Raw genomic sequence first — 24,757 nt, 5'->3', positions numbered from 1 at the left:
GCCTATATGACGCATCCTACAGTACCGTTTAATTAGATTCCTATTGCCAAAACTAGCGTCCAAGAACACTACCCAGATTCTGGCAGATAGCGCTGCAGCATTGATTGCCAATCGGACTCGCTAAGCTCCTGTAAAATTTGCTGGTTTAAAGGCTTTCGCAGCGGTGAATTGGGTGCCAGCGCAAAGGTGTATTGGCTAACCTGAATGCCGGTGTCGCTAATTTGCAGGCGAGTTTGAAACTCATCCTGATTTAGGGTTTGCAGAGAGGCGGTGCCGTAGACAAATGCATCGATTTGGCCTTCGTCAACCGCTTTTAGCCCGGCTGCGGGAGTGGAAAAGCTCTGAAATTTGATCTGCTCCTGCTGCAGGTAGTTGGCGGCGGTTGTACCGGCTACGCTGCCCACCTGCTTAGTTTGCAACTGCTGAACCCGAAGCGGCTGAACGCCCTGGTCGAGTACCAAAACAGACGTAATCGAAGCGGTGAGGCTAGCGGTTAGCCCCATTGCCACCAGCATCCACAGCAGCGCTAGAATGCGGCCACCGACCGTTTTGGGGGCTTTGTCGCCGTAGCCGATGGTGGTCATGGTGACGCCCGCCCACCAAAAACCATCCCAAACGCCTTTCCCTGGCGACTTGTTAAACATGTCTTCGTTAGCGTGGCGTTCAAACAGCCAGCAAAAAAAGCCGACAACTATTAGCACTAGCGATAGCCACAGGCAAATTCTTAAAAACCGGGGCGACAGAACGGCTTTGATCACGTTCCAGACCTGCTGCTGCCGCTGTGTGGCGATGCCTAAGGTGGCGGCAAAATAGCTTTGGGTAAAGTCTACCTGCTGCGCCCTGGGGGCGGTGGCGGTTATGAGGGCAACGTCAAGGTTGCCAGCATTGAGTTGAGCGATCGCGTCGTTGGGCGGCACCTCACGCCACTGGTAGTCGAGGTTTAGCTCGTGGGCCACCTCGCGCCAGAGATGGACGCCAATGCCATCCCAGTCGCTGCCGTTTTGGGCACTGCTCGATTTGATCACAAAGGGCGGCACCGGGCTGAGCCCCACGATCAGCGGGCGATCGCTCACCGCTGGAGTAGCGGGCACCGGCGTGGCTGGTGCGGGAGTTTGCGCCCGTGCCAGCGTCCCAGAGCAGAGAATCGCTATACAGACCCAAAAACTGCCTAACAGGCACAGCCCTCGACCCATTCTGCGAGAAATTGCCCATTGCCTTTGCGATCCCATAACCTGAAACATGCGCAGCTACGGCTTCACTGTGCCCGATCGCACTCCGGCCTCCCACCGCCCGAAGAGAGAGGCCAAAGGGAGAACCCCTTAATAAGGAGAAATCGGTATGCTAGCGGGCCTGGTACCGCTGCGGGGAGTCAAAATGCAACGTTCAAAATGAGCAATGGCTAGGGCGTGTCGTCAATCTGAGTAAATTGAGGAGGGCGAGTAGGTGCCTCAGCCAAACTGCTTTTTGGCGGCCTCGTAAACCTCAACGGTAATTTGCCCCAGGCCCTGGTCTTGGGCAAACTTTTCAATCTTCTTGCGGGCGGCGGGGCGCACGAAAAAAGGAATCTCCTTGAGTCGGGCTTCAGCGTCAGCAGTCCATTCCATAGCCATTCCACAGCCACTCCTTAGATAGAGGCGTAGTTTTACGTTCAGCTTCAAACTTCTTTACGATATCAGGGACTGGAGACAGCGCTAGCCTGTTTGGCCTCGGGTGCTGGGAAATGCTGGCCGCAAGGCAGGCTTCTTTCCCAAGACCCATATTTACCCAGTCGTCGTCGTCAGATGTTATTTTCTCTCTAGAAGGAGAAATCGAGGCTCAGGGCCGTCTAGGTATCTAGTTTTATCAACGTTAAGGAGATTGCAGTGATACGGAAACTCTTACTGGTTGTGTTGGCCGCCGTGGTGGCTTCCCTGATTGCGGTGGGTCTAGCCCCGGCGGTGAAGGCCGATATTGTGGCTGAGCCGGTGGTTTACACCGTTAACGAGCAGCCCTTTGAGGGCTACTTTGCCATCAATGAAGGCTTTGGTGCCAGCCAGCCGGTGGTGCTGCTGGTGCACGACTGGAACGGCCTGGGCGACTACGAAAAGCGCCGCGCTCAGATGCTAGCGGAGCATGGCTATGCGGCCTTTGCCGTCGATCTGTACGGTCAGGGCGTGCGGCCCACTAGCCCCGAGGAGTCGCGCGCCCAGAGCGGTGCGCTTTACGCCGATCGCGACACGATGCGATCGCGGCTGATGGCCGGTCTGGCCCAGGCCCAGGCTCAGGCCGGTGTGGACGGCAGCCGGGTGGTGGCAATGGGCTACTGCTTTGGCGGGGCCGCCGTGCTCGAAATGGCTCGCGCTGGCATGGATGTGGACGGGTTTGTGTCGTTCCACGGCAGCTTTGATACCCCCGAGGGCCAAGACTACAGCCAGACACCGGGCCGCATTCTGGTGCTGCACGGCTCTGACGATGCCGCTGCCCCTATGGCCGATGTCGCTCAGCTGGCCAGCGAGCTAGACGCCGCCGGGGTTGACTTCGATATGGAAATCTACGGCGGGGCCGACCACGCCTTTACCATCTGGAGCGACACTGAGCGCTACGACGCCATGGCCGATCGCCGCTCGTGGCGAGCCCTGATGACCTTTTTAGATGAAACCTTGAGCTAAGCGTTTGGCTTAAGGCAGGCTGCTTCCAGCGATCGCCCCGTTCAGTCACCGAATTCAGTCACCGACTTTATCCGACCTATTCCAACCTGAGAGATGGCTACGCTCCTAGTGAGCCTTTACAGCCATCTCTGCGGGTAGGACTATGGAACACTTTTCGACGCTGATTTTACTGCTGCGCGATCGCGCCACATTTTTAGACGAAGTGCGGCAGGGCAAAAGAATTGAGTCTAAAATTCTGTCGCTGCTGGGTGTCAGCTCGCTATTTTTCGCGGTTTATGGAGCCATTATTGGCTCATCGAGCGGTTGGCAACAGCTGCTGGTGTCAATGGTTAAGCTGCCTGCCCTCTACCTGCTAACCCTGCTGATTTGTTTGCCAACGCTCTATTTTTTTGACATTCTGTTTGGCTCTAAAGCCGACTTTCGTCAGTACACGGTGCTAAGCCTCACCACCATCGCGGTGATTAGCGTTTTGCTGTTTAGCTTTGCCCCCGTCACGCTATTCTTTTTGGTTTCTATTCGCAGCTACCACTTCTTTTTGCTGCTCAATGTCGCCATTTTTGGCCTGACCGGTTTTATTGGCGTGCGGCTATTTTACTCGGGCATTCGCTCAGTCATGGACTTCACCGCCGACACACCCAAAATTCGCAATCGACTGCTGCTGTTTTGGCTGGTGCTCTACGGTTTAGTAGGTAGCCAGCTGGGATGGACCCTGAGGCCATTCTTTGGCTCACCGGGTCAGCCGTTTGAGCTATTTCGAGAGGTGGAAGGCAATTTTTACGCCCAGGTCATCAGCAGCATTTTGACGCTGCTATTTGGCAATTGAGCCTGAAATCGGGCTGGCTGATACTGAGGCCAAGGCTGTGAATGTCTTCTTCAAACTCAAACCCAATGAAACCCGATTTGCAGGCGCTTCGCATTACCCAGGCTGAACTCGACCAGCTGACGGGCTTGGATGTCAGCGCCGTGTTTATGGGCGGCATGATTCGCCCCTCGGTTTGGAAATCGCGCCGCCGAATTGTATCGCTGCTGATTACAGAAGGCCTGGTGCTGGGGGCCGTGTTTATTGTTTGCCTGGGGCTAGGGCTGGTGCTGGTGCGCCAGCGGGCAGGCTTTGACCAGCTGGGGCTGCTGCTGCTGGGGGTAGCCGGGGCGATCGCGCTGGGGGCGATCGCCTGGCATCTCTACCAGTGGCAGCGGGCCAAGACCTTCATGACTCTGGCTCGCCTGCTCGACGAGTGCGATCGCCACAACGACATCATCCAGGCGCTGCACGTAATGGATGAACTCGAAGCGGTGCAGGCGATTGGCTCCGGGTTTTGCGATCGCACAGAGGTGCTAGCCGCCCTCCAGGCTACCCGTAACAGTTTAACTGCTGCTCTCAGAACCGAAACCATTCTGCGCCGTCACCGGGTGCTTATGCAGCGGCAGCAGGAACTATTTGCCACTATTGAAACCAACCTGGCCACGTTGCAAACCCTGCACAGCAATTATCAGGCCAGTGAGTATCGACAATTTTTGCAGGAAGCCCTCAGCATTGGTCTAGCTGTACAGCGAGAAATGGGCGCTAACGTCAAATCGGGGTAGCTAATTCTGCACTTTTTTGGGGTTATGTTCCCGCGATAGGTAAGGTCTTTCTCTATTTCTCTAGAAGCGTCTTTGGTAGGGCAAATCTACAACTATTAGTCGATTGATGATCCCTAGTTTGTCGTTAGGTTAAGGAAATGCAGCAAACCTACCGTCAGCCTTCAGCGGTCGATTTCAACAAGCATAAATTGCTCAATGTTGAATCACGTTTGAATCTAAGACTGATGGTAGATTTGCTGCTCAGCACTTAAGTGAGACGACCACGAAAGGAGACGCAATGAAACGCTTTATTCTATGTTCTTTGTCTGCCGCTATGGCCCTGGCCGCAGGAGCAACGGCTCAAGCCCAGACCGACATTAGTTCGGCTGCAACCCACTCAGACGAAGGCGTAATGAGCCGGTTTGAGCTACGCCAAAACAGACTGACTATGGGTGTGCTTTCCCCCGACGATTTGGGGCCTAACAACCGCGCTGTCAACATGACGGGTGTGCCCGAGTTCGATACCTACAATGCAAACAACATTTACGGTTCCAGAGCTAACAGGATGGAATCGCTTAATGCCCCCCCGACCGGCGGCGTTCTTTCTCCCGATTCTGAGGGGCCTAACAACCGTGCTGTCCCCGGGCCTGGCTATATCAGTCCAGAAGATGCTCCGATGCAACAGACAACTACCCCTAATCGGAACATGCAAAACCGGAACTCCAACGTTCCCGGTGTGGTAGCACCCAACTCCCAAGGCCCCAACAACCGCGCCACCCCTAGCCAGGGCACCAACCAGCGGCAGCCCATGATGCAATCTCCCGATGCCCCTCCGACCGGCGGCATTCTCTCGCCCGATGCCGAAGGCCCCAATAACCGCGCTGTCCCTGGGCCTGGTTATGTCAGACCGGAAGATGCCCCTAACCAGCCCATGATGAATATGGGTACCCAAAACCAGGATTCCAACGTTCCCGGTGTGGTAGCACCCAACTCTCAGAGCCCCAATAACCGCGCCACCCCCGGCCAGTAATCGCTCTTACCTGAACCGAGGTTTCAAGTAAACCTCAGTTCAGGGGCGATCGCCCGCCGATAGCTCAAAACAGACTATCCCTTTGCGACTCCTGTTCTGACTTAGACGGAACTAGCGGAGTGACCGGAAGCCCTCATTGGCCTACTCCAGCCGCTCCGCTAGCTCCATCCAGCGTTCGGTAGAGGTGTCGATGGTGGTGGTGAGCTCGCCCAGGCGCTCGGAGAGTTTAGCCACCTCGGCGTAGTCGCTGGGCGGGTTGCCGTAGAGCTGTTTCTCTAGCGCTTCTTTTTCAGCTTCCATAGCGGGAATTTGGGCTTCAAGCTGCTCGTATTCTCGCTTTTCTTTGTAGGAAAGCTTTTTGGCTTTGGTATCGGGGGGCGAATCTGCCTTAGCTACCGGCTGGGCAGACACAGCGGCCTGGGCTTTGCTGGCGGCGGTCTTTCCGTTCTCCTTTTGGGTGTCGAAGGCCGCTTTTTTGTAATCTAAATAGACCGAGTAGTTGCCGGGATAATTGCGCAGCACGCCGTTGCCCTCAAAGGCAAAGATGGTGTTGACGGTGCGATCGAGGAAGTAGCGATCGTGGGAGACCACAATCACGCAGCCGTTGAACTCCTCCAGGTATTCTTCCAGCACGCCCAGGGTTTGCACATCCAGGTCGTTGGTGGGCTCGTCGAGAATTAGCAGGTTGGGGGCCGAGAGCAGCACCCGCAGCAAAAACAGCCGCCGCCGCTCGCCACCGGAAAGCTTCTCTAAGGGAGAATACTGCTGGTTAGAGGTGAACAAAAACCGCTCCAGCATTTGGGAGGCGGTGATCACGCTGCCGTCGCTGGTGGTGACCAGTTCGGCAGTTTCTTTCAGGTATTCGATCACCCGCTGGCTGGGGTTGGCGAACAGGTCTTCGGAATGCTGGTCGAAGTAGCCGACGTGGATGGTGGTGCCAATATCGACGGTGCCGGTGTCGGGCTCTAGCCGCCCGGTGATCACGTTCATCAGCGTCGATTTGCCGACGCCGTTGGGGCCGATGATGCCGATGCGATCGTCGGGGGCAAAGGCGTAGGTAAAATCTTTGAATAGAAGCCGATCTTCGTAGCGTTTAGAGACATTCTCTAGCTCGATTACCTTCTTGCCGATGCGGCGACCGACGGTGGAGATATCTACCTTGCCGAGGGTTTCTTTAAACTCGCGGTTTTGCATGTCGCCGATGCGATCGATGCGGGCCTTTTGCTTGGTGCTGCGGGCCTTGGGGCCGCGCTTCAGCCACTCCAGTTCGCGGCGGAGAACTCCAGCGTGTTTCTTTTGGGTGCTCTGGTCGGCGGCTTCAGCCAGGGCCTTTTTCTCCAGATAATAGGCGTAGTTGCCGGAGTAGCTGTAGAGGTCGCCCCGGTCAATTTCAAGAATGCGGTTGGTGACCTGATCGAGAAAGTAGCGATCGTGGGTGATTAGCAGCAGCGCGCCGCGAAAGCCGCTGAGGTAGCTTTGCAGCCACTCCACCGATTCGGCGTCGAGGTGGTTGGTAGGCTCGTCCATTAGCAGGGCGTCGGGGTCAGAGAGCAGGGCAGCGGCGATCGCCACCCGCTTTCTATACCCTCCCGACAGATCGCCCACTCTGGCGTCAAAGTCGTCAATGCCCAGACGACTGAGAATGGCCTTGGCGTTGGTCTCTAGATCCCAGGCATCGGCGGCGGCAATTTTTTCCGATACCGCCGAGAGCTTCGCCATCAGTGCGTCGGCGTCACCCGTGCCCTGGGCCATGTGGTGGGAGATATCTTCGTACTCGCGAATCAGCGCCATCTGCTCGCCCGCGTCGGCAAAGACCTGCTCTAGAACGGTGCGATCGGCCTCAAAGTCGGGCTGCTGGGGCAAATAGACGATCTTGGCCCCCGGGTTGACCCAAAAGTCGCCGCCGTCGAAAGGCTCTAGCCCAGCGATCATCTTCAGCAGGGTCGATTTGCCCGAGCCGTTGGTGCCAATCAGTCCCACCTTGTCGCCCTCATCCAGGCTAAAACTGGCATCGCGGAGAATTTCCTTAATGCCAAAGTCTTTGGTGGCAGAGCGCAAAGTAAACAGAGTCATGGGCAGCCGGGTCGTGAACCATTAGATCATAGTCCCTAGAGTATGCTGGCGGGGGAAGTTGACCGTTGTGCAACCTTACTGAGTAACGATGGCTAATGATGAAATCGCCTACAGCCTGAGCCATCATGCCGAGCTTAGACTAGCTGAGCGCAAAATCGAGTGGGATTGGGTTGCCCTTACGATTGCAGAGCCAAGTCTGATTGAGGCTCATCCAGAAGATCCTACTTGCCAGTGTGCTTACCGGGCTATACCAGAAGCGGGCGGACGGGTCTTGAAGGTCGTTTACAATAGAACTATTAATCCCTGGCATATAGTGACGATCCACTTCGACAGGCGTATGCGTGGCAGGCTATGAATATTGACTATGACCCCGACGTCGATGCTCTTTACCTGCGCTTGGCTGAGGGTGAAATTATTGAGTCAGACTCAATAGAACCCGATGTGGTATACGACTATGATGCCGATGACCGGGTGATTGGAGTTGAGCTGTTGAGGGTAAGCGCTAACCTGCCAGAGTTAGCCGTTAGAGCATTCCCGTTTCGGAGCCTAGAGCAGCAGGTGGAGTTTATGCGTTTTTTAGAGGCGATCGCTGATGCCGACCTGCAAGCAAAGCTTGCCTTCGCCAGACAAATTTTGCAAAACCAGCAGGCTTTGCTGCAAAGCGCTTGAAGTCAGTCAATCCTCTAGCTGCGGTTGCGCAGAGGAAGATGCTTGAGTAGCACCTCCAAACAGCTGTGGCAGCAGCAGCCCCGATCGCGCCCTATAGTCGGCAAATTCTGGATAGCGCGAGAGCGACTCGTCTTTTTTGCGCATGTTGGGCACAAAGACCAGGGCCGCAACCAGGCCCAAAATGGCAAAGGGTAGCCAGTGCATCGCCAGCAGGGCAAACGAGAAGTAGATCAGAATCTCGCCCAGGTAGTTGGTGTTGCGGCAGCGAGCAAACAAGCCCTCGGTAATCAGCCCCGGCTGATACTTGAGGGTAAAGTACTTTTGGGCATCGCTGGCGTAGTGCAAAAAGGTGCCGAGAAGGTTGAGGGCGATCGCCCCTGCGACCAGCGGCAAAGGCGGCTCTACCCCACGGCTAATCAGCAAAAAGGGCGCTACCCAGTAGAGCCCCAAAAACCCAAAGGTGCCAGCCCCGGCCCCCAAAGAGATCGGTTGCTCCCACTGCTTATCGGGATACAGGCGATCTTTGAGCAGCCACAGCATGCCGTAGGTGCCGTGGAGAGCCAGGTAAACCCACGGCCCCACGCCGAAGTTTTGGTAGACCACCATCAGAGCCGCAATGTAAAAGGCGGTTGCGCCTTTGTGGAGGTTGATAACGTGCTTTATTTTCATCGCCGTGTCCTTATGTGGCTTCACCTGATCTAGCACCTGCGCCAAAAACCTAGCAATTAGCCTGTGCATTCAGGCCGGGGCGGCATGTCGATCAGCGTTTGGTCTACGAGTTCTTGGGGGCGATCGCTACAGTGCTGCCGTCGAACGAGCAAGTACTGGCTGCTGGGAACGTTTAAGCCTGCCCGTTGGCTACCAGCCACACATAGGCCAGCACGCCCAGCGCCGCCACCCCCGCTAGCGCCTCGCTCTGCTGGGTGACAAAGGTTTGCGCGATCGCCCAGCTATCCCGCAGCAGCTGCCGCCGGGTTTGGCCCAGCTCAACCATCAGCGCCTTCACTTTGGCGTCAACTTCTTGAGCGGTCAGCTCGTTGCGGCGGTAGGCGGCTTCGACCGCGTCTAGCTTGCGCCAGTAGTCTCGGGTGGCACCCATCAAATCGGGAAGCATTGGTTAACTTTTGTAACTGTGTTATTGACAGTTTAACGCTGCTTCAATTTTGAGGGGTCTGTAGAAAGGGATAGGGCGAGGTCAGGCCTTGGCCGCTTCGATCGCTTTCTCGGCTACCTTCTCTGGCACAGAGATCGGCTCGGTAACGGCGACAGCGGCCTCATCGCCGTGGGCTTCGTAAAACACCAGGGCCGCCTTCACCTGCGCTTCAGACAGGCCGTACTCTTCAGCAATCTGCTCCATAGACCAGTCCCACTCAGTGGCCGCCATCACCACGGTTCGCACATGAATGCTGGTGCCGTGCACGACAGGCACCCAGCTATTCTCGGCATCGGAGCGGAAGGCAATGTCTGGAAAGGCGGGGTCGGGTTCCATCAGGGCGCAGTGGGTTTCTTTCTGCAGCGAAGCTAAAACCGCATTCACGAGCTGCCAACGGTCCTCGATAGAGAGTTGCAGAACCTGATCTTGTAGTTCCTTAGGCGTCATAAAGCTGAGCAATGCGTGGGGTTCAATACCTCTATTAAACTGCAAATGCTGAGCCGGGTCTTGTTTAGCTCAGGTGCCCAGGGCGACTGGTTTATGCTGATAGGGGTACCTCTCGCCTTGGGCAGAGGCTTGTTTAGCCCTATTTTTCTAGTCATTGCGCTATGTTTGCCACCACCGCTCCGCCCCTGCCCGTCAACCGCGATCGCATTCGCCCCGATATCCAATCTTTGCAAGACCAGCTGGTGAGCTGGCGGCGCGGCCTGCACCAAAAGCCCGAGCTGGGGTTTAAAGAATGGCTGACCGCCGACTTTATCTGCGAAAAGCTCAGCCAGTGGGGCATTGAGTACCAGCGCCATATCGCTCAAACCGGCGTAGCAGCAGTCATTAAAGGCACGCGCCCTGGCCCGGTGCTGGGCATTCGCGCCGATATGGACGCCCTGCCGATTCAAGAAGAAAACACCGTGCCCTACTGCTCGCAGCACGACGGGGTGATGCACGCCTGCGGCCACGACGGCCACGTGGCGATCGCCCTGGGCACCGCCTACTACCTGGCTACCCACCGCGACTTTGCGGGTACCGTCAAGGTCATCTTTCAGCCCGCCGAAGAGGGGCCGGGTGGCGCAAAACCCATGATCGAAGCCGGGGTGCTCAAGAACCCCGATGTCGAGGCCATGATTGGCCTGCACCTGTGGAACAACCTGCCCCTGGGCACCCTAGGCGTTCGCACCGGAGCGCTAATGGCGGCATCCGAATTTTTTACCTGCACGGTGCAGGGCAAAGGGGGCCACGGGGCGCTGCCCCACCAGACCGTAGATGCGATCGTGGTGGGGGCGCAAATTGTTAACGCGCTGCAAACCATCGTGGCCCGCAACATCGACCCCACCAAGTCGGCGGTGGTTACGGTGGGGCAGTTTCACGCGGGCAAGGCCCAGAACGTGATCGCCGACACCGCTACCTTTGGCGGCACCGTGCGCTACTTCGACCCCGTCTACGCCGACTACTTTGCCCCCCGCATGGAGCAGGTGATCGCGGGCGTGTGCCAGGCCCACGGAGCCAGCTACAGCTTCGACTACCGGGCGCTGTACCCGCCTGTGATTAACGATGCGGGGATGGCTGATCTGGTGCGATCGGTGGCGCTGGCCGTGGTTGAAACCCCGGCGGGAGTGGTACCCGACTGCCACACCATGGGCGGCGAAGACATGGCCTTTTTCCTGCAGGAAGTGCCGGGGTGCTACTTCTTTTTGGGCTCTGCTAACGCCGACAAGGCCTTGGCCTACCCCCATCATCACCCCCGCTTTGACTTTGATGAGACGGCCCTGGGGCTGGGGGTGGAGATGTTTGTGCGCTGTGTGGAGGCGTATTTGGGGGAGTAGGTGAGTAGGTGAGTAGGTGAGTAGGCAGTCCAAGGAGTCGGTTCCTGAGCGAAGTCGAAGGAACGGTTCCTGAGCGAAGTCGAAGGAGCGGTCCCTGAGCGGAGTCAAAGGAGCGGTCCCTGAACGGAGTCAAAGGAGCGGTCCCTGAGCGGAGTCAAAGGAGCGGTCCCTGAACGGAGTCGAAGGAGTTGGTCCCTGAGCGGAGTCGAAGGGACCGGAGAGAGCCCTCAAGGTTAACTTCTTTGAGCGAAGGGGTATGCCGCCCGCAAAGTTGGCTATGCTTGGCGGTTAGGTAGAGAGGATTCCACCATGGCACAGGTCACGCGGCGGTTGAGGGTGCTGCTGATAGGCGCGATCGCCCTAGTAGCAAGCATCCTGCTGACCCAGGGTATCGATTGGGCGTCGAGCAGCAGCGGCGGCATTTCACCCCTGGCCCTGGCGCAAGACAATGCGCCCCCTCCGGCCCTGGCCCCCGCTCTGCCCATGGTGAGCGGCAGCTTTGAAGACCCCCAGGGACGGTTTCAAATTGGCATTTTAGACGGCTACAGCGTCAGCACGGTGGGGGCTACCCCCCTTTTTCAGGCCGCTGACGGCAGTTTGGCCTACACCGTAGCAGTCGCCCCCCTGCTGCCAAATAGTTCCCCTGAGGCCGCTATGGTGGCGGCTGCCGAGAGCACCTTTGGCGCTGGGGAAGGGTTTGTGGCAGGCGATGTGCAGCCCATTGCCGGGGGCGGCGTGCGCATCAACTGGGCCGGGCGGCTGAGCCAGGGGGCAGCCCCGCCCCAGCCCATTACTGGCAAAATCTTTGCCCGCCAGCGCGATGCCCAGGTGTACTTGCTGATGGTGGCTGCCACCAGCACAGGCGAAGCGCAGGTCGCTGACGCCATTAACGCCCTGGGCAGCACTCTGGTCGTGCCGTAGGCTAGATTAGCGCCACACAGTATTGCCAAAGCGAATTGCCCCAAAAAAATTGCTAGAGAGATAGTTGCCCAGCTATGGCCACGCGCCGATCGACCTTCTGGAGCCAGCCCCAAACCTACGTGCTGCTGGGGGGAACCGCCCTGGGCTATACCCTGTTAATGCTGCTGGCGGGGCCAAAGCCCCTGGCTGTTTTGGCCGGGTCTGGCATCGCCGCAGCTATGGTGAGCAGCTGGGCAGCCGGGTTTCGCCCCAGCCCGACAGCGGCGAACAGTAGCGACCTGCTCGATGCCCAGACCGTTGCCGCCCAGCTGAGGACCCTGGGGCAGCGCGTGCCCGCCAAGTCGCAAAATACCTGGCGGCAGGTGCAGACCTGGGCCACCGAATCGCAGCAGTTCGCCGCCCGCATCTACAGCCGCGACCCGCTGCTCCAGTTCGAGCTACTCGAAGCCATGCACACCGTGCTCGACCTCTCCGGTCAGGTGGCCGACGGGCTGGCCGTGCTCGACCAGATCGAAACCCCGGCCTACCAACAAATGGCCCAGCAAAGGCTAGACGTTAGCTGCGATCGCCTGGCCGCTACCCACTCCCAGCTCCAGCAGCTCCAGGACCAAACGGCCCTCTCCAGCCTCGACACCGCTGGCGACAGCACTCTGCCCCACAGTCTGCAATCTCTGATTGAGGCTAACAAAACCATCCTCCAAAACAACCAGGATCCCCCCTAGCCCCACCCTCCTCACCTCCCCCACCCTCCTCACCTCCCTCACCCGCCCCACAACACCATGCGCCGCCTCCCCCTCCTCCCCTTCCTCATCGGCCTCTGCGCCGTGCTGCTGTGGAACTGTACCCCCGACCAGCTGACGGGCAACGTGCCCCAGGTCGACTCAGTGGAAGAGGCGCGGCAGGCCCTAGAGCAGTCGGTGCTGCCCCGCATCAGCGTGGGCGAAGACATTGTGGCCGATGCGGTGGCCAGCCGCTACACCATTGATCAAATCGAAGACCCGCTGCCCGATGTCAGCACATTTCCGCTCTACGGTGCTCAGCCGGGTGGAGCTAACACCGCCTACATCGAAATCTACAGCTCCTCCGAAAAGGCCAATGTCGATCGCCAAAACGAGCGCTGGCTAGTCGAGGTGGCCGAAGCCTTTAACCAGCGCCAGGAAACACTGCCCTCTGGGGAAGTGATTCAGGTGGGAGTGCGTCAGGTGGCCTCGGGTACCGCCGCCCGCCTGCTGGGGGCAAAAGCGGTGCAGCCCCAGGGCTACAGCCCCTCTAACGATCTGTGGGTGGCGATGGTGCAGAGCCAGGGCGTGCCCACTGTGCCCGTTGCCGATCGCCTGGTGCCCAATACCGCCGGGTGGGTGCTGCCCAAGCCCGTCTACGACAGCCTGGCCGAGAACGGCACGGTCAGCTTTGAGCGCTTGCTGAATGCGATCGCATCGGGCCAGGTCACCGTCGCCTACCCCAACCCCTACAGCAGCTCCACCGCCCTCAACCTGCTCTACACCCTGTACTGGCGAGCGGCAGGGCACCAGCAAAACGGCGGGCAGCTCACCGTAGCCGAGCTACAAACCCCCCAGGTCAACTCCGTATTCGACCAGTTTCAGCAGCAGGTGTTGATTACAACGCCCACCACCCTCGACCTGCAAGAGCTGTTTCTGCGCGACCAGAGCAACCTGCAGGCCTTTCCGCTGGAGTACCAAAACTACCTGGCCCTGCGCGAGGTACCCGGCTTTAGCGACACTGAGTTTGTGCCCTTTGGCGTGCCCCACAACAACCCCCTGGTCGGCTTTAGCTGGAATACCCCTCAGCAGCAGCAGGCGCTGCAGCGCTTCGCCACCTTTGCCCGCTCCGCCGAAATGCAGGCCCTGGCCCAGCAGCAGGGCTTTGTCGAAACCGACTACCTGAAGTCTAACCAGACTCCCCCCTTTCCCAATGGCGAAACCCTGCTGGCGGCCCAGTCGAACTGGAAGCTGCGCAAAGACGGCGGCCGCACCGTCTATATGGCCCTGGTGATCGATACCAGCGGCTCCATGGAAGGGGAGCGCCTGCAGGCGCTCAAAGACGGCCTGCGGGTAGCTGCCGGACAGATCAACTCCGGCAACTACGTCAGCATTGTCACCTTTGCCGATGCCCCCACCCGCCGTCTGCCCCTGGCCCCCTTTGACGAGCTGCAGCACCAAAAGTTTTTGGCCACCGTGGACAGCCTGCAGGCCGATGGGGCCACCGCCATGTACGACGGGGCCATGATAGGCCTCGCCGACCTGCTGGCCCAAAAAGAAAAAGACCCCACCGGGCGCTACTACCTGCTGCTGCTCAGCGACGGCGAAGTCAACCGGGGCTATACCTTCGATGCCGTTCAAGACATTCTGGCCTACAGCGATGTGCGCTTTTACCCCATTGCCTACGGCGAGGTAGATCAAGGAGAATTGCAGGCGATCGCAGCCCTGCGCGAGTCCACCGTGCAGCAGGGCACCCCCGCCAACGTGCAAACCCTGTTTAAGGATTTGTTCCAGGTGAATCTTTAGAATGCAGAATGCAGAACAGAATTCAAAATTCCAAAGTGCAAAGCAGGTAACTTTGAACTTTGCATTTTGAACTTTGCATTTTGAACTTTGAACGTTCTCCGCCCTTCCCCCACAAGTTCTCTCCCCGCCCCATGCGCCACCCCAACCAACGATTGATCTACACTCTTGGCCTGGGCTGGATCGCCTTTGTCGCCCTGGGTCTGGGCTTGCGCCAGCTGCTTGCCAGCCCCAAAGTAACGGTTGTCATCGATCGCAGCTACTGCGACCCGGCCCAGTGGCAGCAGCTCGCCGACCGGTACGCCGACCTCTACGCCCAGCAGGAGCAGCGAGAAATTACCATCGACCAGGTCATCTACGTCAGCGACTTTGGCCAGGTCGTCGCCACCCCTGTGCCAACCCCCGCCGAGGTGCAGGCCCTCACCCCCAACGGGCTGCCCAACGCCGCCGAAATGCAGAAAGCCACCGCCGCCAACCCCGCCGCCACAGTGCTAACCTGCGGCAGATAGAGGCTAAAAAGCAGAGGAAATGACGCCCCTCACCCGTCTGAGCCAATTCATGCCTAAACTGAAGACTGCCCCCCGCAGTTCTGCGGTATTTGCCCCGCCATAGTTATGGCGTCAAGACTGACCGATTCAGGCCAAGCTCCCCCATGACCGCTACCCCCACCCTGCCCAGCAACGACACCAACCGCCACCCCGATAGCGACTGGCGGTTGTTTATGCGCATGTGGCCCTACATCTACAAGCACCGTGCGGCCCTGGTGCCGCCGCTGGTGTTGCTGGTGCCCCTGTCGCTGTCCAACGCCCTGCAACCGGTGCTGATTGGCCAGGCTATTTCTCTGATTCGTCAGGAGCCGGTGATGGCGTTTTTGGAGGGCCGTACCCTCCAGGGCGGGCTCAATTTGCTGGTGGGGCTGCTGGTAGTCACCGTTTTGGTGCGGCTGCTGCTGGATGGTTTTCAGAGCTACCTGGTGCAGGCGGTGGGGCAGCGCATTACCGCCGATATTCGCACCGACCTGTTTACCCACGTCACCTCGCTGGCGGTGCGCTTCTTTGACCGCACCCCGGTGGGCAAGCTGATTACCCGCATTACCAGCGATGTCGATGCCCTGGGCGATGTCTTTTCGACCGGGGCCGTGGGCATCATTACCGACGTGGTTTCGATGCTAGTGCTGCTGGTGGTCATGTTCACGATGCAGTGGCAGCTAGCGCTCATGCTGTTGGCCCTGCTGCTGCCCGTCACCTGGCTGATTATTTACTTTCAGCAGCAGTATCGCAAAGCCAACTACAAAGCCCGCGAGCACCTGTCTGAGCTCAATGCCACTCTGCAAGAAAACGTGGCCGGCATCAACGTGGTGCAGCTGTTTCGCCGCGAGCGCTACAACGCCGAAGGGTTTCGTCACACCAACAAAAAGTACATCACCGCCGTTGACAAAACCATTTTCTACGATTCCGCCGTATCGTCCACGCTGGAGTGGATTTCGCTGGTGGCGATCGGTGGCGTGCTCTGGCTCGGCGGCCTGCTGGTGCTACGCGAGGCCCTCACCTTTGGCGTGTTGGCGAGCTTCATTCTGTTTGCCCAGCGGCTTTTTGACCCCCTGCGCCAGTTTGCCGACAAATTTACCGCCATCCAGGCCGGGCTAACGGCGGTCGAGCGCATCACCGACCTGTTCAATGTCCCGGTCGAAATTCGCGACCCGGAGCATCAGGGAGAAGGTGAGGTAGGTGGGGAAGGTGAGGTAGGTGAGGCGATGGGGCGTAGGGGAGACAACGGCGACGGCGTCATGACAGGGGGGGCATACGCAGCGGCTTTAGCAGCTTCCCAGGCTGCGCCACCGCTGGTAGACAGTCAGCCTGAGGCGAACGGTCGCTCAGCCCCCTTCCCCACCACCTACCCGCCCACCCCCTTTCTCCCTACGGGAGACGCGAACGCGTTGGCGAAGCCTGTCCATGGGACAAACGACTCCGCTCAGGGACCATCACCCATCCACCCATCTACCCACTCCCACTCCCCCTCTGAGATCCGCTTCGACCACGTCACCTTCGGCTACAAGGCCGATGAGCATGTGCTCAAAGACCTCACCTTTACCATTCGCCCTGGAGAGAAGGTGGCGCTGGTAGGGCCAACGGGGGCGGGCAAAAGCTCAATTATTCGCCTGCTGTGCCGCCTCTACGACATCAACCAGGGCGCGATTTTGCTGGATGGGGTAGACATTCGTGACCTGCCCCAGGCGGAGCTGCGGCGACGAATGGCGGTAGTTTTGCAGGACGGGTTTTTGTTTGCGGGCGATGTCAAGAGCAACATCACCCTGGGCGAAGACTATCCGCTGGAGGCCGTGGTAGAAGCGGCTCAAAGAACCAACATTCACGCCCTGATCGAGCAGCTGCCCCAGGGCTACAACACCGAGCTGCGCGAGCGGGGCACCAACCTCTCGGGCGGCCAAAAGCAGCTGCTGGCCTTTGCCCGTGCCGCCATTCGCAATCCGGGCATTTTGGTGCTGGATGAAGCCACCGCCAACCTCGATGTGGGCACTGAGGCAATGATTCAGGAGGCGCTGGAGCGGCTGCTGGAGGGGCGCACGGCAATTATTATTGCCCACCGCCTGTCGACTATTCGCAATGTCGATCGCATTTTGGTGCTCAAGCACGGCGAACTGGTCGAGCAGGGCAGCCACAACGAGCTGCTGGCCAAAGAGGGGCTGTATTCCAGCCTGTATCGCCTACAGCGGCTGGGGGTGTAGGGGAATGGGTGCAAGGTTCAGGATTTACGGTTCAGGGCAGAGGGCTTCCCTCAAAGTCTTGTACCCTGCACCTTGTACCTTAATCGCTAGATCCCTCACGCTAAGCACTGTCCATCGTTGAACGGCATGGCAACCGCGGCCCCCCAACCCGAAAAGCGAGCCGTTCCACCCTCGAACGACGGTTTTTTGGTCTGTGGGCTGGGCAGCTTGGGCCAAAACTGCGTGGCTAACCTGAAGAGTTTTGGGGTGCCGGTGCACGCCATCAACAACACTCCGCCCGACCAGTGGGAGATGCCCGAGCTGCGCGATTTGATCGACCATCTGGAGATTGGCGACTGTCGCTCGGCAGAGGTGCTGGAGCAGGCGGGTATTCGTCAGTGTCGGGCGGTGCTGTTGGTCACCCAAGACGAGCGGGTCAACCTGGAGGCGGCCCTGACGGCGCGGGTGCTCAACCCCCGGGTGCGGCTGGTGATGCGCTCTGACAAGCAAAACCTGAATGAGCTGATGGGGCAGCAGCTGCAAAACTTTGTTGCCTTTGAGCCTACCCAGCTCGCTGCTCCGGCCTTTGCCCTGGGGGCCTTTGGTGAAGAATTAATCGGCTACTTTAGCCTGGATGGCCATCGCTTTCAGGTGGTGAAGCAGCGGCTGGAGCCGGGGCAGCCCTGGTGCGATCGCCGCCAAATTTACGAACTCGACAACAGCCGTCGCCGGGTGCTGTGCCACACCGCTGCCCATCCCGATGCGGCGGCGGTGGCCGAGAGCCCCTCGACGCTGTTTTACACCTGGCTCCCCGATACCCTGCTGCGGGCGGGTGACGAGGTCGTGATGATCGACTGCAACGCCGAGCTGCGCGCCCTCTATAGCGATTTACCCGTACGGCAGGGGTTTTGGCAGGGGACTGGTCGGGCGATCGCGCGCCTGCGCAACTGGCCCAGCCTGAGGCAGTCCCTCCTGGGCCTTTGGCAGACCGGGGCTGAGCAGCAGCTGCGGCGGGTAGCGATTATCTGCGGGGTGACGGTGATTGCCCTCTGTCTGGCCGGTACCCTGCTACTCGACAGCAATGCCGCTGAAGACATCTCTACCTTTCAGGCGTTTTTATACACTTTCATCACCCTGTTTGGGGGATACGGCGATGTATTTGAAGCCCTGGAAAACTTTAACCACCCTCGCCTGGTGCAGGCGTTTGGCGTGCTGCTCACCGTGGCTGGGGCCGCCTTCGTGGGCGTTCTCTACGCCCTGCTCACCGAAAAGCTGCTCACCCTGCGGTTTGAGTTTCGCGAACGTCGGCCGCCAATCCCCGAAAAAGACCACGTCGTGGTGATCTGGCTGGGCCGCATCGGTCGCCAGGTGCTCGCCATGCTGCAAGACCTGGAGCAGCCCGTGGTCGGCATTGCCCCCCAGGCTCCCGATGCCGACGTGCTGCCCAAAATTCCGCTGCTGACGGGCAATGTCACCGCCGCCCTGGCCAAGGCCAACCTGGCTACCGCCAAGAGCGTAGTCGCCGTCAGCGAAGACGAAATTCAAAACCTGGAGATGGGGCTGCTGGCCCACCGGCTCAACCCCCACTGCCGCGCCATTATTCGCACCTACGACCAGCAGTTTACCGATCGCGTCGCCCAGATCTTTCCCTTTGCCCAGGTGCTCTGCTCCTCGGCGCTATCGGCGGAAGCCTTTGCCGGAGCGGCCTTTGGCGAACACGTCATCGGCCTGTTTCGGCTCTACGACCAGACGGTGCTGGTCACCCAGTACGAGCTTGAAACCGGCGACACCCTGACCGGCAGGCTGCTGTCGGAGGTCGCCTACGGCTATGGCGTCGTCCCCCTGTGGCACCAGCACCAGCACCAGCCGGGTAAGATCATGCCCTCCGAAGACGCGCGCCTGCAGCCGGGCGATCGCCTGGTGGTACTGGCCACCATCGGCGGCCTGCGCCGCATTGAGCAGGGCCATCTGGCTCCCCAAGACTGGCACATTCACCTCGAAAAAACCTTTACCGCCAACGCCCTGTTTGACGGTGCCGCCGAAATTGCCCGCGTCGCGGGCTACCATCTGGGGGCTGCCCGCGAGTTTATGGCCCAGCTGCCGGGCACGCTGCCCGTCCCCCTCTACCGCCACCAGGTGCTCAGACTGGTGCGGCTGCTCACCCGCGCCCAGGTCAAAGCTCAGGTAATGGCCCCGCAGGTCACGGGCTCACCAGTCACGGATCCGCCTATCGCTGACTCTACAGAGTCCCAGTCATCCCCCCTGGGCTAAACCCACCGCAACGTTGAGAGATCCAAAAATTTGGTGCCGGGGCCGGGGCCTTTGCGATAGAGTTTGCCAAGGGATATCTCATTCACACAGGATTGCGATTATGGCTAAGCGGCGCGGGGGGCAGGGGCTGAAGCCCAGCTTCAGATGTCGGTGGTTCACGTTTTCCCTCAGACAAAAGCGCATTGCTAAAGCCATACTGTGGGCCACCGGAATTGGTGGCCTAGTGCCCCTGGCCCTGCCGGTGCTGGCCCTGACAGAGTCAGTTGGCCCCCAGGGTATCGACGCCCGCCGTCTGCACGCTCCACCCTACAGTCTAACTGGCGCAAAAATCGCCATTGGCCAGGTCGAAATTGGTCGCCCCAGCCAGTTTGGCATTGATAAAGTGGCCACCGAAAACCTGCCCGTCCATGTCCGTCGGGTGCTGCTGCTCGACGGGAGCGCCAACCCTGACGAATACGTCGACGGCCACGCGGCCAACGTCGCCAGCGTCATGATCAGTCAGGACAAGCAGCGTACCGGGGTAGCCCCTGAGGCCATGCTGTACTCAGGGGCTGTGGGGCCTCTGGGCGATACCAGCGCCCAACCCGAAGAATGTCTGGCCTCCCAGGCGGTGGCGCTAGAAAACGGCGGCGACGTGCGCGCCATCAACTTTAGCTTTGGCGAACCCCTCACCCGCGACCCCCGCCCCAGCCCGGTGCTCGACGGCAACGCCCTGCTCACCCAGTGCATTGACTGGTCGGCCCGGGTGCACCAGGCGCTGTACGTGATTGCTGGTAACCAGGGGCGCGGCGGCATTCCGATTCCGACCGACAACTTTAACGGCATTAACGTCGCCTATTCGCGCCAGGTCAACGGCGAGTTTAACCGCATTGACTCATCAAACTTGGGCAGCGAGCCCGTTTTGGCCGCCCGTCAGGGGGGCACCCCCGAGACCAACGTTGGCCCCCGGCGATCGATCAGCATTGTGGCCCCCGGCAGCGGCATCGAGCTCATTGACCCCGACGGGCGGGTCACCACCTCTAGCGGCAGCAGCTTTGCCTCACCCCACGTGGCCGGTACCATTGCCCTGATGCAGCAGCTGGTCGATCGCCAGTTTCGAGCTGGGGCACCCCACTGGCCCCTTGCCGGTCGCCACCCCATGGTGATGAAGGCGGTGCTGCTCAACTCAGCCGACAAAATCAAAGACAGTGGCGACGGCCTGCGCCTGGGCATGACCCGCACCCTGCTCGACAACGCTGGTCAATCTTGGCTGGAGTCTGACGCCTACCAAGACCCCAAAATTCCGCTGCACAAAGATTTGGGCACCGGCCACCTCAACGCCTATCGCGCCTACCAGCAGCTTTTGCCCGGTGCCTTTGGCCCCGAGCAGGCCGTACCGGCAATCGGTTGGAACATCACCGAGCTGGCTTCCCCGACTGGCTCGACCACTGTGCATGACTACGAGTTTGAAACGCCTCTGCAGGGGGGCAGTTTTGTCTCAGCCACCCTGGCCTGGGAGCGAGTGGTTGAGCTGGCCGATGCTAACAACAACGGTCTTTACGATCGCGGTGAAAGCTTTGCCGATCAGGGGCTTAACGACCTCAACCTCTACCTCATGCCCGCCGACAGCGACGACATTGCCCAGAGCGTGTGGTCGTCGGTGAGCGAGGTCGATAGCGTTGAACACATTTTTCACCAAATTCCGGCCACTGGACGCTACAAGCTGAGAGTTATCTATCAGCAGAACGTACAGGACGAACCCAGCCAGCCCTATGCCCTGGCCTGGTGGTCGGTGCCTGCGCCCCAGTAGCCCAACAGCCAGGACTACCGCTCTAGCCACAGCCCAGGGGAACCCTCGTAGTATTTTGGAGGACTGCTCAATGGTAGATTATGCCCTTGCCCTCAAATGCGCCCGCCTGTGCCAGGAGATCTACCGCGATTTTTCCGGCCTGCGGTTTTCGGCCTATCCCGACATCGATCCAGTGTTTGTCGAAAGTCAGGACAACGGGTTTACCGATACCCAGGTGGCGATTTTAAATGAGCTCAACAGCGATCGCCTCTTTATAGTCTTTCGGGGCTCTGACAAATCCGTCGACTGGATCAACAACTTTCAGTTTCGCCAGCAGATTTATCCCTATAGCGACGGCAATACCGAGGTGAAGTTTCACCAGGGGTTTATGTCGGCCTATTTCGCCGTGCGCAAGTCGCTGCTGGAGGCGATGGACAAATTTGAGGGCCAGCACGTCGTCGTCACGGGCCATAGTTTGGGGGGCGCCCTGGCCACCATCGCCGCCCTCGATATCCAGTACAACCTGGGCAAAAAGCGCGACCTTAGCTTTGCGGTCTATACGTTTGGGGCTCCGCGAGTGGGCAACCGAGCCATGGTTGAGTCCTACAATGGCCGCATTTCCAACAGCTATCGCTTCATCTACGGCTGGGATATTGTCACCCGCATTCCTCGCACCTGGCAGGGCTTTGACCATGTAGAAAAAGCGATTCAGCTCGGCTCTCGCTGGACCTGGCAGGTGCTGAGCCGGCGCTTTAGCGACCACTCCATCGAGGCCTACATCGCCGGGCTAGAGGCCGAAGCCAAGGACTGAGCCAGGTAACGTCGCTTCACCGCCGCCGCGTCTTGTTCGTGATTTACCGAGTTCTGGCGGTGGTTCTGGTACTTCAGACCCAGTCTGAATCGCATAAACCCCGATTCCAAACCGGCGGTTTGCGTAGGGGCATAGGCGTAGCCAAGCCAGAGGCTTTACGGCGTTTGCCCAGCCCAGCCGGGGTTAGCCAGGGCAAATCAGATAGATTAATAGCCCCCAGCATCCCGTGATAAGGATGCTGGGGGCTATCGGGGTTTGAAAAGATGATTCTTTAGAGCGGCAGCCCTAGAGGCTGTCGGTCGTGCCCGTTTCGGATAGCGGAGGGGGCGCGGTGACGTTGCTAAAGCCCATCTCGGTGGCGGCTTCGCGCAGTAGCGAAATCTGCGACTGAAACTCCATGCCCTTGATGGCAGAGAGAATTTCGCTCACGGGGCCTTCGGCCTGGTAGTCGCTGGGCATGCCGACAATTTGTTTGCCCATGGCCTGGGCCCAGCCGTACCACACTAGCAGCTGGTTGTTGGCGCTGAGGCCGCCGTAGCGCTCCGACGTATCGCTGTGCTCTCTGCGCACCACGCTGCGCATAGCCTCTAGCTGCTCATCTTCTGAAAGGTCGAATAGCCCTTTGACCAACGGCTCGGCCAGCTCAGGATCGGCGGCTTCGGGCGCGGCCGGGGTGATAGAATCGCCCATTGCCTCGTAGATGTAGTAGAGCAACGCCAGCTTGTCATCTACGGACAGCGCACTGTAGCGCTGAAACAGGTCGTTGGTCGATTTCTGATTAATTTCAGTTGTGCGTGTTTCAGAAGCCATAAAGCTATCCAATGTCAACGCTTCACTCTAAAACGCTGATCGCGGCGGCGGCATCTTTACAGCGAGGGACATGGGGGTAGTCAGTCGGTAGAGAGCATGGCCAAAACCGAGTGGCGATCGGATGTCGCCTGTGAGCGGTTTTAGCGGCCCACCTGCTGTAGGCTCTTAGGAGCTGTATGCAGTGTGCCGATCGCAGGCTATGGGCAAGAATGCGAGATAACCATCAAAATCAGATGAAATTGTCTCAGCTGCGAATTTTAGTCGCCGTAGCTGAGACGGAAACCTTTAGCGAGGCCGCCCTTAACCTCGACATGTCGCAGTCGGCGGTGAGCCACAGCATTTCAACGCTGGAAGATCACCTGGGGGTGGTGCTGTTTTCGCGGGGGCGGCACGGGGCGCGGCTGACTCCGGTGGGCGATCGCATTGTCAATCACGCCCGCACTATTTTGCAGCAGGCCGAGGCGATCGCCCGCGAGGCCGAGCTGGCCCGAGGTCTGCAGGGGGGACAGGTGCGGATCGCCTCCTTTCGCAGCATTGCCATTCACCTGCTGCCCGCTGCGATCGCCCAGTTTAAGCAGCACCACCCCAACATTGCCGTCAACCTCAGCGAGCACGACAACTACCTCCAGGTCGAAAAAGCCCTGCGTGAGGGCCGGGCCGACATTGGCTTTACCCTGCTGCCCGCCGCCGATGACCTCGACACCTGGGAGGTGCTCGAAAACGCCTACGTAGCCCTGTTCCCCCCCGCCTTTAAGGCTGCCGGGCCGCAGATCACCTGGGCCGAGGTCGCCCAGCACCCGCTGATTATGCCCCCCGCCGATCGCATCATGATGCGCGACGTCTACGACCATGTGCAGGCCCACGGCTACAGCCTCAACGTGGTCTCAGAGGTCGAAACCGACACCACCATCGTCAACCTGGTGGCTCAAGGGCTGGGGGCCACCATTCTGCCCCGCCTGGCCGCCGAACCTATTCCAGAGCGGGTGCAGGTGTTTGATCTGCCCGAACCCCTGGTGCGAATCATTGGGGCCGCCGTGCTGGGCAACGGCCTGCATACCCCGGCCATCTACGCCTTCCTAGACGTGCTCAAAACCCTGGGCAGCTCTATGGCCATCGCTACCCAGACGGCTCCTTTAGCCAAACCCGCTTGAGCTTGCCGCCTGCCCAGGAGGGACGAAACAGCTAACCGTTAGAGTTATGAACTTGCAGGTTCTGGATGCCCACAGCAAAAAAAGCCCTGCCGTTGGTTAAAACAGCAGGGGCCGTGTCTGGTCGAAGGATTGAGTTGAAGCGTGGCTAACCTACAGCCCGTTACCAAACCCTTTGCTCATTTCTAAGCCAAAATTGGTCAGGGTATCGGGAGTCCAGGTGTCGCTGCTGGCAGCAGTTTGAGGAATACTAGCGCTAAGACCAAAAGCACCCGCCAGCCAAAGACCCAGCTGAGCTAGTTTTTGAGCTGTCCAGGCTTTAATCAAGGTCATGGTAGATCTCCAGGAGCAAAAGCTCGATAGAAGGGGTTGGCCACTTGCCACTTCTTAATAGTAGAAAAGCGCGTCATAGACTACAAAAAGTAGCTTTCATCTCACCATGAGCAGCTTTAATAGAAGCTGCTGAAACTTGACCAAAATGCCTTCGATCGCGCTCAGCGCAGAGACGCAAAACCACCAATATAGATAGGTTTTGCAATCGGCAGGGTCTTGTCGCAACGGAGGCGATCGCACTTAAATTTAGCCCCAACTATTGCAGAATTATACAAACGTTGTTACCCCCAGAAAAATACGTTAAACTGTAATAGTAAACACAGAAAAGATGTCGTTCATCCTGTTCGACCCCTAAAGAACGCTACCGAAACTGAACAGGACGGAAGTAGAGAATACCTCTCGAAGGAACGCGCCTCAACCACTTTTGCCCTGGGAGGCGAACCTGATTATGGATACTGCTCTTGTTGCCGGACTCGAAATTATTGCCGCTGTCAC

At 59.0% G+C, this 24,757-nt stretch carries 24 protein-coding genes and 1 riboswitch; of the genes, 16 read left to right on the top strand and 8 right to left on the bottom strand.

Features of this window, described 5'->3' with window-relative positions; genetic code table 11:
* Positions 1–68: 68 nt before the first annotated feature.
* Positions 69–1,091 carry a transporter substrate-binding domain-containing protein gene (locus tag ACQ4N7_RS09490; protein ID WP_430711367.1) on the bottom strand — a complete coding sequence of 341 codons (1,023 nt, stop codon included), beginning with the start codon at positions 1,089–1,091 and terminating at the stop codon, positions 69–71.
* 357 nt (positions 1,092–1,448) lie between these two features.
* The gene (locus ACQ4N7_RS09485; RefSeq protein ID WP_430711366.1) at positions 1,449–1,604 is read right to left on the bottom strand and encodes a PCP reductase family protein; all 156 of its coding nucleotides are present in this window, start codon (positions 1,602–1,604) and stop codon (positions 1,449–1,451) included.
* A gap of 258 nt (positions 1,605–1,862) precedes the next feature.
* Here ACQ4N7_RS09485 and ACQ4N7_RS09480 point away from each other — a divergent pair, with 258 nt between their 5' ends.
* The 4 genes from ACQ4N7_RS09480 to ACQ4N7_RS09465 all read left to right on the top strand — a co-directional run bounded on the left by ACQ4N7_RS09480 (position 1,863) and on the right by ACQ4N7_RS09465 (position 5,241).
* Positions 1,863–2,648: a dienelactone hydrolase family protein gene (locus ACQ4N7_RS09480; protein WP_430711365.1), complete on the top strand. Its 786-nt coding sequence runs from the start codon at positions 1,863–1,865 to the stop codon at positions 2,646–2,648.
* Positions 2,649–2,790: 142 nt separating this feature from the next.
* On the top strand, positions 2,791–3,471 hold the full coding sequence (locus tag ACQ4N7_RS09475) for an actin-binding WH2 domain-containing protein (RefSeq protein ID WP_430711364.1): 681 nt from the start codon (positions 2,791–2,793) through the stop codon (positions 3,469–3,471).
* Positions 3,472–3,536: 65 nt separating this feature from the next.
* Complete coding sequence (locus tag ACQ4N7_RS09470) at positions 3,537–4,232, top strand: hypothetical protein (RefSeq protein ID WP_430711363.1); 696 nt, start codon at positions 3,537–3,539, stop codon at positions 4,230–4,232.
* Positions 4,233–4,509: 277 nt separating this feature from the next.
* The gene (locus tag ACQ4N7_RS09465; protein WP_430711362.1) at positions 4,510–5,241 is read left to right on the top strand and encodes a hypothetical protein; all 732 of its coding nucleotides are present in this window, start codon (positions 4,510–4,512) and stop codon (positions 5,239–5,241) included.
* Positions 5,242–5,382: 141 nt separating this feature from the next.
* On the opposite strand, the gene ACQ4N7_RS09460 is transcribed toward ACQ4N7_RS09465, so the two are convergent.
* Entirely contained in the window at positions 5,383–7,314 is a 1,932-nt protein-coding gene (locus ACQ4N7_RS09460) for an ABC-F family ATP-binding cassette domain-containing protein (protein ID WP_430711361.1), read from the bottom strand.
* A gap of 88 nt (positions 7,315–7,402) precedes the next feature.
* On the opposite strand from ACQ4N7_RS09460, the gene ACQ4N7_RS09455 reads away from it, so the two are divergent.
* Together ACQ4N7_RS09455 and ACQ4N7_RS09450 are read left to right on the top strand one after the other, a co-directional pair.
* Positions 7,403–7,669: a DUF4258 domain-containing protein gene (locus ACQ4N7_RS09455; RefSeq protein ID WP_430711360.1), complete on the top strand. Its 267-nt coding sequence runs from the start codon at positions 7,403–7,405 to the stop codon at positions 7,667–7,669.
* Positions 7,666–7,983, top strand: coding sequence for a DUF2283 domain-containing protein (locus ACQ4N7_RS09450; RefSeq protein ID WP_430711359.1), 318 nt, complete (start codon positions 7,666–7,668; stop codon positions 7,981–7,983). Before ACQ4N7_RS09455 ends, ACQ4N7_RS09450 begins: the two co-directional genes overlap by 4 nt.
* Positions 7,984–7,989: 6 nt before the next feature.
* Here ACQ4N7_RS09450 and ACQ4N7_RS09445 read toward each other — a convergent pair whose 3' ends face one another.
* The 3 genes from ACQ4N7_RS09445 to ACQ4N7_RS09435 form a co-directional block, all read right to left on the bottom strand.
* Positions 7,990–8,652, bottom strand: a complete 663-nt coding sequence (locus ACQ4N7_RS09445) for a methyltransferase family protein (RefSeq protein ID WP_430711358.1) — start codon at positions 8,650–8,652, stop codon at positions 7,990–7,992.
* A gap of 172 nt (positions 8,653–8,824) precedes the next feature.
* Positions 8,825–9,097 (bottom strand): hypothetical protein, encoded by a 273-nt coding sequence (locus tag ACQ4N7_RS09440; RefSeq protein ID WP_430711357.1) that lies wholly within the window; start codon positions 9,095–9,097, stop codon positions 8,825–8,827.
* Between the two features lie 81 nt (positions 9,098–9,178).
* On the bottom strand, positions 9,179–9,520 hold the full coding sequence (locus ACQ4N7_RS09435) for a DUF433 domain-containing protein (protein WP_430711356.1): 342 nt from the start codon (positions 9,518–9,520) through the stop codon (positions 9,179–9,181).
* Between the two features lie 224 nt (positions 9,521–9,744).
* On the opposite strand from ACQ4N7_RS09435, the gene ACQ4N7_RS09430 reads away from it, so the two are divergent.
* The 9 genes from ACQ4N7_RS09430 (at position 9,745) to ACQ4N7_RS09390 (ending at position 21,971) form a co-directional block, all read left to right on the top strand.
* A complete protein-coding gene (locus tag ACQ4N7_RS09430; protein ID WP_430711355.1) occupies positions 9,745–10,956 on the top strand; it encodes a M20 metallopeptidase family protein in 1,212 nt (403 codons plus the stop codon).
* 309 nt (positions 10,957–11,265) lie between these two features.
* Positions 11,266–11,877, top strand: coding sequence for a hypothetical protein (locus ACQ4N7_RS09425; RefSeq protein ID WP_430711354.1), 612 nt, complete (start codon positions 11,266–11,268; stop codon positions 11,875–11,877).
* 74 nt (positions 11,878–11,951) lie between these two features.
* A complete protein-coding gene (locus ACQ4N7_RS09420; RefSeq protein WP_430711353.1) occupies positions 11,952–12,599 on the top strand; it encodes a hypothetical protein in 648 nt (215 codons plus the stop codon).
* A 57-nt stretch (positions 12,600–12,656) separates the two neighbouring features.
* A complete protein-coding gene (locus tag ACQ4N7_RS09415) occupies positions 12,657–14,402 on the top strand; it encodes a VWA domain-containing protein (RefSeq protein ID WP_430711352.1) in 1,746 nt (581 codons plus the stop codon).
* Between the two features lie 80 nt (positions 14,403–14,482).
* On the top strand, positions 14,483–14,908 hold the full coding sequence (locus ACQ4N7_RS09410; protein WP_430711351.1) for a hypothetical protein: 426 nt from the start codon (positions 14,483–14,485) through the stop codon (positions 14,906–14,908).
* A 143-nt stretch (positions 14,909–15,051) separates the two neighbouring features.
* On the top strand, positions 15,052–17,142 hold the full coding sequence (locus tag ACQ4N7_RS09405; RefSeq protein WP_430711350.1) for an ABC transporter ATP-binding protein: 2,091 nt from the start codon (positions 15,052–15,054) through the stop codon (positions 17,140–17,142).
* A gap of 126 nt (positions 17,143–17,268) precedes the next feature.
* Complete coding sequence (locus ACQ4N7_RS09400; RefSeq protein WP_430711349.1) at positions 17,269–19,392, top strand: potassium channel family protein; 2,124 nt, start codon at positions 17,269–17,271, stop codon at positions 19,390–19,392.
* A 100-nt stretch (positions 19,393–19,492) separates the two neighbouring features.
* Complete coding sequence (locus tag ACQ4N7_RS09395) at positions 19,493–21,181, top strand: S8 family serine peptidase (protein ID WP_430711348.1); 1,689 nt, start codon at positions 19,493–19,495, stop codon at positions 21,179–21,181.
* 70 nt (positions 21,182–21,251) lie between these two features.
* Positions 21,252–21,971 (top strand): lipase family protein, encoded by a 720-nt coding sequence (locus ACQ4N7_RS09390; RefSeq protein WP_430711347.1) that lies wholly within the window; start codon positions 21,252–21,254, stop codon positions 21,969–21,971.
* A gap of 285 nt (positions 21,972–22,256) precedes the next feature.
* Here ACQ4N7_RS09390 and ACQ4N7_RS09385 read toward each other — a convergent pair whose 3' ends face one another.
* Entirely contained in the window at positions 22,257–22,781 is a 525-nt protein-coding gene (locus tag ACQ4N7_RS09385; RefSeq protein ID WP_430711346.1) for an orange carotenoid protein N-terminal domain-containing protein, read from the bottom strand.
* A gap of 233 nt (positions 22,782–23,014) precedes the next feature.
* Here ACQ4N7_RS09385 and ACQ4N7_RS09380 point away from each other — a divergent pair, with 233 nt between their 5' ends.
* Positions 23,015–23,932, top strand: coding sequence for a LysR family transcriptional regulator (locus ACQ4N7_RS09380; RefSeq protein ID WP_430711345.1), 918 nt, complete (start codon positions 23,015–23,017; stop codon positions 23,930–23,932).
* A 150-nt stretch (positions 23,933–24,082) separates the two neighbouring features.
* On the opposite strand, the gene ACQ4N7_RS09375 is transcribed toward ACQ4N7_RS09380, so the two are convergent.
* Positions 24,083–24,262 carry a hypothetical protein gene (locus tag ACQ4N7_RS09375; RefSeq protein ID WP_430711344.1) on the bottom strand — a complete coding sequence of 60 codons (180 nt, stop codon included), beginning with the start codon at positions 24,260–24,262 and terminating at the stop codon, positions 24,083–24,085.
* 330 nt (positions 24,263–24,592) lie between these two features.
* Positions 24,593–24,676, top strand: a riboswitch (Glutamine riboswitch).
* Positions 24,677–24,757 lie beyond the last annotated feature (81 nt).

It is taken from the genome of Nodosilinea sp. AN01ver1 (assembly GCF_050565655.1).
Lineage (GTDB): Bacteria > Cyanobacteriota > Cyanobacteriia > Phormidesmidales > Phormidesmidaceae > Nodosilinea.
Note: the sequence above shows the minus strand (reverse complement) of the source record. Positions and strands in the feature narration are given on the sequence as shown.

Coding starts and splice junctions, on each gene's coding strand:
- ACQ4N7_RS09485 (WP_430711366.1), bottom strand. CDS start 1,604: ATGGAATGGACTGCTGACGCTGAAGCCCGACTCAAGGAGATTCCTTTT.
- ACQ4N7_RS09475 (WP_430711364.1), top strand. CDS start 2,791: ATGGAACACTTTTCGACGCTGATTTTACTGCTGCGCGATCGCGCCACA.
- ACQ4N7_RS09470 (WP_430711363.1), top strand. CDS start 3,537: ATGAAACCCGATTTGCAGGCGCTTCGCATTACCCAGGCTGAACTCGAC.
- ACQ4N7_RS09465 (WP_430711362.1), top strand. CDS start 4,510: ATGAAACGCTTTATTCTATGTTCTTTGTCTGCCGCTATGGCCCTGGCC.
- ACQ4N7_RS09460 (WP_430711361.1), bottom strand. CDS start 7,314: ATGACTCTGTTTACTTTGCGCTCTGCCACCAAAGACTTTGGCATTAAG.
- ACQ4N7_RS09455 (WP_430711360.1), top strand. CDS start 7,403: ATGGCTAATGATGAAATCGCCTACAGCCTGAGCCATCATGCCGAGCTT.
- ACQ4N7_RS09450 (WP_430711359.1), top strand. CDS start 7,666: ATGAATATTGACTATGACCCCGACGTCGATGCTCTTTACCTGCGCTTG.
- ACQ4N7_RS09445 (WP_430711358.1), bottom strand. CDS start 8,652: ATGAAAATAAAGCACGTTATCAACCTCCACAAAGGCGCAACCGCCTTT.
- ACQ4N7_RS09440 (WP_430711357.1), bottom strand. CDS start 9,097: ATGCTTCCCGATTTGATGGGTGCCACCCGAGACTACTGGCGCAAGCTA.
- ACQ4N7_RS09430 (WP_430711355.1), top strand. CDS start 9,745: ATGTTTGCCACCACCGCTCCGCCCCTGCCCGTCAACCGCGATCGCATT.
- ACQ4N7_RS09425 (WP_430711354.1), top strand. CDS start 11,266: ATGGCACAGGTCACGCGGCGGTTGAGGGTGCTGCTGATAGGCGCGATC.
- ACQ4N7_RS09420 (WP_430711353.1), top strand. CDS start 11,952: ATGGCCACGCGCCGATCGACCTTCTGGAGCCAGCCCCAAACCTACGTG.
- ACQ4N7_RS09415 (WP_430711352.1), top strand. CDS start 12,657: ATGCGCCGCCTCCCCCTCCTCCCCTTCCTCATCGGCCTCTGCGCCGTG.
- ACQ4N7_RS09405 (WP_430711350.1), top strand. CDS start 15,052: ATGACCGCTACCCCCACCCTGCCCAGCAACGACACCAACCGCCACCCC.
- ACQ4N7_RS09400 (WP_430711349.1), top strand. CDS start 17,269: ATGGCAACCGCGGCCCCCCAACCCGAAAAGCGAGCCGTTCCACCCTCG.
- ACQ4N7_RS09395 (WP_430711348.1), top strand. CDS start 19,493: ATGGCTAAGCGGCGCGGGGGGCAGGGGCTGAAGCCCAGCTTCAGATGT.
- ACQ4N7_RS09390 (WP_430711347.1), top strand. CDS start 21,252: ATGGTAGATTATGCCCTTGCCCTCAAATGCGCCCGCCTGTGCCAGGAG.
- ACQ4N7_RS09385 (WP_430711346.1), bottom strand. CDS start 22,781: ATGGCTTCTGAAACACGCACAACTGAAATTAATCAGAAATCGACCAAC.
- ACQ4N7_RS09380 (WP_430711345.1), top strand. CDS start 23,015: ATGAAATTGTCTCAGCTGCGAATTTTAGTCGCCGTAGCTGAGACGGAA.
- ACQ4N7_RS09375 (WP_430711344.1), bottom strand. CDS start 24,262: ATGACCTTGATTAAAGCCTGGACAGCTCAAAAACTAGCTCAGCTGGGT.